The sequence below is a fragment of the Gemmatimonadota bacterium genome, from assembly GCA_026706345.1.
Classification (GTDB): Bacteria; JAAXHH01; JAAXHH01; order JAAXHH01; family JAAXHH01; genus JAAXHH01.
On sequence record JAPOYX010000135.1, the window covers coordinates 1 to 6,287 of the forward strand.

At 61.3% G+C, this 6,287-nt stretch carries 6 protein-coding genes; 2 read left to right on the forward strand and 4 right to left on the reverse strand.

Features of this window, described 5'->3' with window-relative positions; translation table 11 throughout:
- The 4 genes from OXG98_08655 to OXG98_08670 all read right to left on the reverse strand — a co-directional run.
- A partial coding sequence (locus OXG98_08655; GenBank protein ID MCY3772076.1) for a hypothetical protein occupies positions 1-213 on the reverse strand: 213 nt, incomplete at its 3' end.
- Positions 214-387: 174 nt separating this feature from the next.
- Entirely contained in the window at positions 388-1,422 is a 1,035-nt protein-coding gene (locus OXG98_08660; GenBank protein ID MCY3772077.1) for a FecR domain-containing protein, read from the reverse strand.
- A 5-nt stretch (positions 1,423-1,427) separates the two neighbouring features.
- Positions 1,428-2,018 (reverse strand): RNA polymerase sigma factor, encoded by a 591-nt coding sequence (locus OXG98_08665; protein MCY3772078.1) that lies wholly within the window; start codon positions 2,016-2,018, stop codon positions 1,428-1,430.
- Positions 2,019-2,698: 680 nt separating this feature from the next.
- Entirely contained in the window at positions 2,699-4,579 is a 1,881-nt protein-coding gene (locus OXG98_08670; protein ID MCY3772079.1) for a CocE/NonD family hydrolase, read from the reverse strand.
- Between OXG98_08670 and OXG98_08675 the strand changes: the two genes are divergently transcribed.
- Positions 4,578-5,909, forward strand: a complete 1,332-nt coding sequence (locus tag OXG98_08675; protein ID MCY3772080.1) for an ATP-binding protein — start codon at positions 4,578-4,580, stop codon at positions 5,907-5,909. The two genes, OXG98_08670 and OXG98_08675, sit on opposite strands and share 2 nt — an antisense overlap.
- Entirely contained in the window at positions 5,906-6,136 is a 231-nt protein-coding gene (locus OXG98_08680) for a M3 family metallopeptidase (protein ID MCY3772081.1), read from the forward strand. The genes OXG98_08675 and OXG98_08680 overlap by 4 nt, the downstream gene beginning before the upstream one ends.
- Positions 6,137-6,287: the final 151 nt, after the last annotated feature.

Here is a 6,287-nt window from a genome sequence, read left to right on the forward strand (position 1 = left end):
GCCTTCAGATACCGAGTACTTCCCCACCAGTTCATTTGACGTCGGCTCCCCCATCTCATCCGTGGGGAACAGCAACGTAATGTTCGCCTGCTCCGCAAATTGCGTCAGCGCCAGATCTACACGTTGCTCGGGAACATTGAATTGGATGAGCTTGTCTACAGAGACTTCATCCGCGGTTGCCGGAAGAGGAAGCACCACAAACAGCAGTACCAACCAAACTGCCAGAACCGATATCGTTCTATTGCAACGCGCTGTGCCTTGCGCGTACTTAATAGACGACCCGGTTCCGGGTTTGGGTGACAGCATGTAACAAAACTTTTTCGCGCCAACCTTTACTATGGTGTCCCCTCCGAATCAAAGGTGCTGACGGATTCGACAAGGCGGTGTTTATATACCGTGGAGAAGAACCCTGTTCTCGCTTTCTCGCTGAAACTCGACGTCGAAGTTTTCTTTGAGTACAGCCAGCATGCCTTCCACATCACCTGCCTTGAAGAACCCGGAGACATGCACTTCTTTCAGGTTTTCATCCACGAATACAAACTCGACACCGGTGTATCGCTCGACTTCCTGGACGACTTCGGCGAGCGATTCCCCCCGAAAAATGAGACTCCCTTCCCGCCAGGAGAGTTTAGCTTTGATTTCAGCCTCGGATATTGGCCTGGCAACCTCAGCCTCTTGGCCCATTACCAGTTCCTGACCCGCGGTGATTACGGTTGCTGATCTGGGCAGTACGATCCTCACGTTTTTTCGCGCAGCTTTGGTCGACTCCGGTTGCTCGCCGACCCGCACAGTGCCCTCGGTGACCACCAGCTCAATCACCCGATCTGGTTTTATCTCGATGTTGAATGCCGTGCCGACCGCCTGGATGATGCGACCACGTGCCAGGACGCTTAATGGCCGCTGTGGATCTTTTGCAACGTGCACATGGACTTCACCAATTTCCAGGTGCAACAGCCGAGCGTCACTGGTATAGCGAACCCCGATCCGGCTACTGGTATTCAACGTAATTTGGGTGCCATCTTCTAGGATATGAACCTGCTGTTCACCAATCGCCGTTTCGTAGAAACTCTCGGCCGGTCGCTGAGCGATCTGTGGAGCAATACCGGTGTCAAATGACGAGTTCCAGAACAGCAGCGTTGACAGTCCAAGGACTAAAGATGCGGCCAGCGCGAAAAAAGCCCAGCGATTGCTGCCTGGTTTTATTGTTGCAGCCGGTTGCGGCACCAGCGTAGAAAGTCGACTGAGACTGTCCATCTTGTCCCACAGCCTGACCATCTTCTCGAGCAATGCCTGATTGGCGGGATCTTCCGCGAGCCACGCCTGAAGCTCGAGTTTTTCTTCCCGAGTAAGGCCCTCACTGAGACGCTCAATCCATAGACTGGCTGCATCGTAGCGTTCTTCTTCTGAACGTAACTGGTACACCTTGCTCAAGCTAAATCATCCTTCGACGCCCGCGTTGAAGACAGGCTGCTCGTGTTCAATTCGACCACTTGGCCTCCTTTTCCCTCTCTTTCACAGCGCTCCATAAACTGCAGGCAGGCTTTCATGCCTCGCGCAATCTGGGTCTGAACAGTGTTTTCGCTCACACCCATATGCTCTGCGATCTCCCGCCTCGAGTAGCCGTAGACCTTTTTCAGAACAAACGCCCGGCGACACTGCGCGGGAAGCAGGCGCGTCGCTTCGCAGAACAGTGAGAACTCCTCGTGGCTAACCGCTTCACCCAGTGGGTCAGCGCCATAAGCCTGCTGTCCAGTGTACCCCAACTCATCCTCGTCAAAACTGTCTGACAGGCGAGTTTCAGCTCTTTTCACATGGTCTCGCGCCAAGTTTCTTACTGTCTTGAACAGAAACGAACGAGGAGCAGTTATGGGTGACTCACGCTCGGCCTGACAGGCGCGAACATAGGCCTCTTGGACAATGTCCTCGACCTCTTTGGGAGGAACAATACCGGCAATAGCACCTTTCAGACGTCCGACTATTGACAGGTAAGTTCGATCTAATAGATTGCCGCTATCCACTTAGGAGTAACGCTCTACGAGTCCAACTTCAGTAGACGAATTAGAACCAGTTTTGGATGACAAAGTCAGATTATTTTTTGAAGTTGTACCTTCAGCACGTCGGAGTGCCGTTACCACATTTGCTGCAGGGCTGAGTTTTCGCCCCTGATGTTTAACAAAACTCATTGTGTTTCCTCCGCTGGGCAGGAAGCCGGTATCGTCGAGGGCGCCCCCGACACCCGCACCTCGGCGTTGACGCGGCGAGACAGCACGGCCCGGGCGATGGCATTGCGCTGCCACCACACGAGGCCTCCCGCTCCAAATGCGCTGCCGGCCCACAGGAAGCCGCGCCTGTCCACGTCCCGTCCTCCCCCGACGGCGGTTACAGATCCGACTACAGCGCCGTGTTCGAGGCGATGCTGCCGCCGCCGCGCCGGTACTGCTCCCGACGCTCCTTGCTGAACCTGTCGATCTCGTCCTTCGGGACGCCGAAGGCGATGCCCCGCTCCACGCCTGGCTGGAGTCGCCGGTAGCGGAGTTGCTCACTGCCGCCCGATGGTCACATTGACGGTCATGAGCGCCTGGGCGGGAGCGCGGCACCGGTTTCCAGTGTGGCGAACACCTCCTCGTTGCGCCGGCCCCGGCCAGTTGGCCGGTGAAGTCGCAGATGCGCAGTGAGGACAGCGCGCCGGGAGATTCTTTCACTTTGCGAACGCGAAACCGGGGGCCTGCCCCTCGAATGCATCCGGGATGACGCGCCCTTCGGGACGCCTCGCCACGTCCTCGACGGGAAGTTCGAGCCGGGATCCCGACGGTCCGCCGAAGAACAGGGTGAGCACGGGCGCGGGGTCGCGCTCCGGCACGTACAGGTTGTCCCGGTCGGTACCGGCGACGGTCAGCCGCAGGCGGCTCCCGGCACCGATGGAGACCGAGACGGGGTAGAGTTCGAGAGCGGCGGTCATGCGTTCTCCGGGAACGACCTCGAGCAGGTCCTGCTCGGCCTGGGAATGCCAGGCGGGCCCGGCGTGGGGCCGCGGGCTCTCGCTCACCTTCCGGTGGCGCAGGTTCAACCAGCCCTCGGTGACGTACTCGGCGTTGCCGTTCGGCATGACCTGCTCGAGCGTCACGTGGATGGCGCCGTCGGAGGCCGTGGTGGCGAGTTCGAGGAAGAGCGCGGGTGAGCCCGTGATTTCGACCTCCTCGGTGAACCTGGGACCGGTGAAGGTCGCGCAGCGCAGCGCCCGGTCATGCAGGTGGGGATGCCGTATGTACTCGTCGTGCAGCATGAAGCGCATGCGCCCGAGGTTGCCGAGCCCCGTTCCGTAGTCGACCGGGTACTCGGCCGTGGTTTCGGGGCCCGCGTTGCGCTCCAGGCTGCCGTCCAGGACGGACGACAGCGTGCCGCTGGGGGTGTCGTTCAGGAACCATGACTCGCTCTCGACCTCCGGCAGCGGCCAGCTCTCAGCGGCTTTCCAGACGGCCCGGCCACCAAGGTCGGTTGTCGCGAATATCACGCCGGGTTCGTCGGCAATGCCATTGTCGATGCCCTTGAGCCAGTAGTCGAACCAGCGCAACGGCTCCATGGCCGGCAGCACGCCGTGGTTCCAGGGGCCGACGATTATGCGCTTCGGGCCGTCGAGCGCCTCGTAGAGGTCCAGGCATTCGCCGGGAAAGGTCATGTCCCACCAGCCGGTCTGCAGGTACACTGCGGCGCCCGAGCGGCTGATGCGTTCGAACTCGTCGAAGACGTCGCGCAAGGGGCCGAGTTCGGGGAAAGGCGGGGGTGGTGCGCCCTCGGACATGCTGGCCACGTACCAGTCGCTGGTCATGTGCTCGAGCACGCTCAGGTCGTCGGAGCCCGCATAGGCCGGCGCGCGCCCGGCAAGCGCCTCGGCGAACAGGCGTTCACCGTCCGGGCCGTCCACCGGCGCCGCAACGTCCGCCCCGTCCTGTCCCTTGCGCATCTCCGACCAGTCGCGGGCGAACCCGGTCATCGCCAGGCCGCCGTCGACGATGGCGTTCATGATCGACGGCGGAATCTGCGGCACGATGCAGGCGAGGTGCCTGGGCTGGAAGACGGCGGTTGCGAGCTGAATCACGCCTTCCCAGGAGCCGCCGATCATGCCCACCTTGTCGGTCGCCCATTCCTGCTGAGCAATCCAGTCCACTACCTGGGCAATGTCGGCCGCATTGCGCCAGGTCTGGTTGGCGTGGGCGCCGAAGGAAGCGCCCGTGCCACGGAAGTCGATGCTGACCACGTTGTATCCGTGATGGATCACCTGCCGGCAGGCGGGCCGCTGTTCGTAGGCGGTGATCAGCGCGCCGACCGGGAGATGCGCGGTCAGCTTCGCGTACTTCGGCGCGTTGAACTCGTTTTCCTTCTTGTAGTACGCGCGCCGGTAGCCGGTCGCCTGCACGACGGTCGGCCGGGGCCCGTCGAGCGGTTCGCCGTCGAGGGTGGGCTGCAGGATGTCCACGGCGATCCGGCAGCCGTCGTCGACGGGTACGTGCACGGAAGAGCGCGAATAGCCGTTCGCCACTTCTTCGGAATAGCCCTCGTAGACGTTTATCGTGGATTTCATGCTTTCGAAAAAGCGGCTCTCTGACCCAGGTATCCACGATAGACGCGGCAATCGGTGCACCGCCTCAACTAGGCACTTTTCATTCACGACTCGGATGATTATCATCCATATTATGAATGGATTTCTTAATCGTCTCGCACAAGATGCACTAGCCGACCACCTTGCGGCCATGCCCGCCGTTATTTTGACGGGCGCCCGCCAAGCCGGCAAAAGTACCCTTGCCCGCGCGTTGAACCCCGAGCGGCGGTATCTGTCGCTCGATGAATTCGATGTGATCGACGCGGCCGAGCGCGATCCCGAATCCCTGGTCCGCGGCCACGGGCCGTTGACTCTGGACGAAATTCAAAGGGCGCCCGACCTTCTGCACGCCGTAAAGCTGTCCATAGACAGCCACAGAAAGCCAGGCAGGTTCCTGCTCACCGGTTCAGCGAACCTGCTGCTGATGCGCCGCGCGACCGAGTCCCTGGCGGGCCGCGCCAGCTATCTCACGCTCTGGCCCATGACCAGGCGCGAGCAGCGCGGTCTGGGCAGCGGTGGAATCTGGGAGGATCTGCTGAACTCACCGGAGTCGCAGTGGGCGGAACTCGTCGCCGATACCGATTCCGAACGGGAGGATTGGCGGACGTTCGCGCGGCGCGGCGGATTCCCGGATCCGGCTGTCCACCTTGCCGACGAACGGGCGCGGACCGTCTGGTTCGAGGGCTATATGCGCACCTATCTCGAACGGGATCTCCTGAGTCTTTCCAGCGTCGCCTCCCTTCCGGATTTTCGTCGCCTGGCGCGCGCGGCCTGCCTGCGCCTGGGCCAACCTGTCAATCAGACCGAACTGGGCCGCGACGTGGCCCTGCCGCAAGCGACCGTCCACCGCTACCTCAACCTGCTGGAAACCTCCTACCTGCTGGTGCGCGTACCCGCCTACGCGGTGAACCGGACCAAACGGCTGATCAAGTCGCCAAAGCTCTATTGGAGCGATACCGGCCTGGCGCTGCACATCGCCGGGCTGGACGAACCGGGCGGCGCGTTTCTGGAAAACCTCGTCCTCGGCGACTTGCTGGCCTGGCGCGAGGCCCGTCAGGAACGGTGTGAAATCCTGTATTGGCGAACGACGGCGGGCGAGGAGGTGGATTTCGTGGTCGAAACCGCCAACGAGCTGCTACCGGTCGAGATCAAGGCAAGCGGACGGCCGCGCCTGCGCGATACGGTACGTCTGCGTTCGTTCCGGCGGGAATACGAAAGCCAGTCTCGGGCCGGATTGCTCCTGCACGATGGCGACGCACTGGAATGGCTGGCGCCGGACGTTCTGGCAGTACCCTGGTGGCGGGTCATTTGAATCCGCTACGACGCCACTACATGACCTACAGCGGCTCGATGACCGACGTAAGCATCCTCGCCCACGAACTCGGTCAGGGCTTCCATCACTGCGTGATGCGCGACCTGCCCGATGCCCAGCGTCACTACGGCAGGTCGGTGGCGGAAACGGCGAGCATTTTCGGAGAGACGGTGGTGCGCCTCCGGAATATCCGACTGTCCGAGTGCCATGGGCATTGTGTCGGGTGAATTCTGTCGCGACACTCATTCTACACAGGAATCTCAGTCTTCCATTCGTTCGAAATACACCAGCGCCGGCAGATTGCGGCGCTGGTGAACGATGCGCAGTATCACCGGCTCATCACCGGCTGCGGCAATGCGCGCCAAGAAGATGACGTGC

What these genes read in the sequence shown, in the direction of transcription:
- OXG98_08675 (MCY3772080.1), top strand. Translation starts at nt 4,578, where the DNA reads ATGCTTTCGAAAAAGCGGCTCTCTGACCCAGGTATCCACGATAGACGC.
- OXG98_08670 (MCY3772079.1), bottom strand. Translation starts at nt 4,579, where the DNA reads ATGAAATCCACGATAAACGTCTACGAGGGCTATTCCGAAGAAGTGGCG.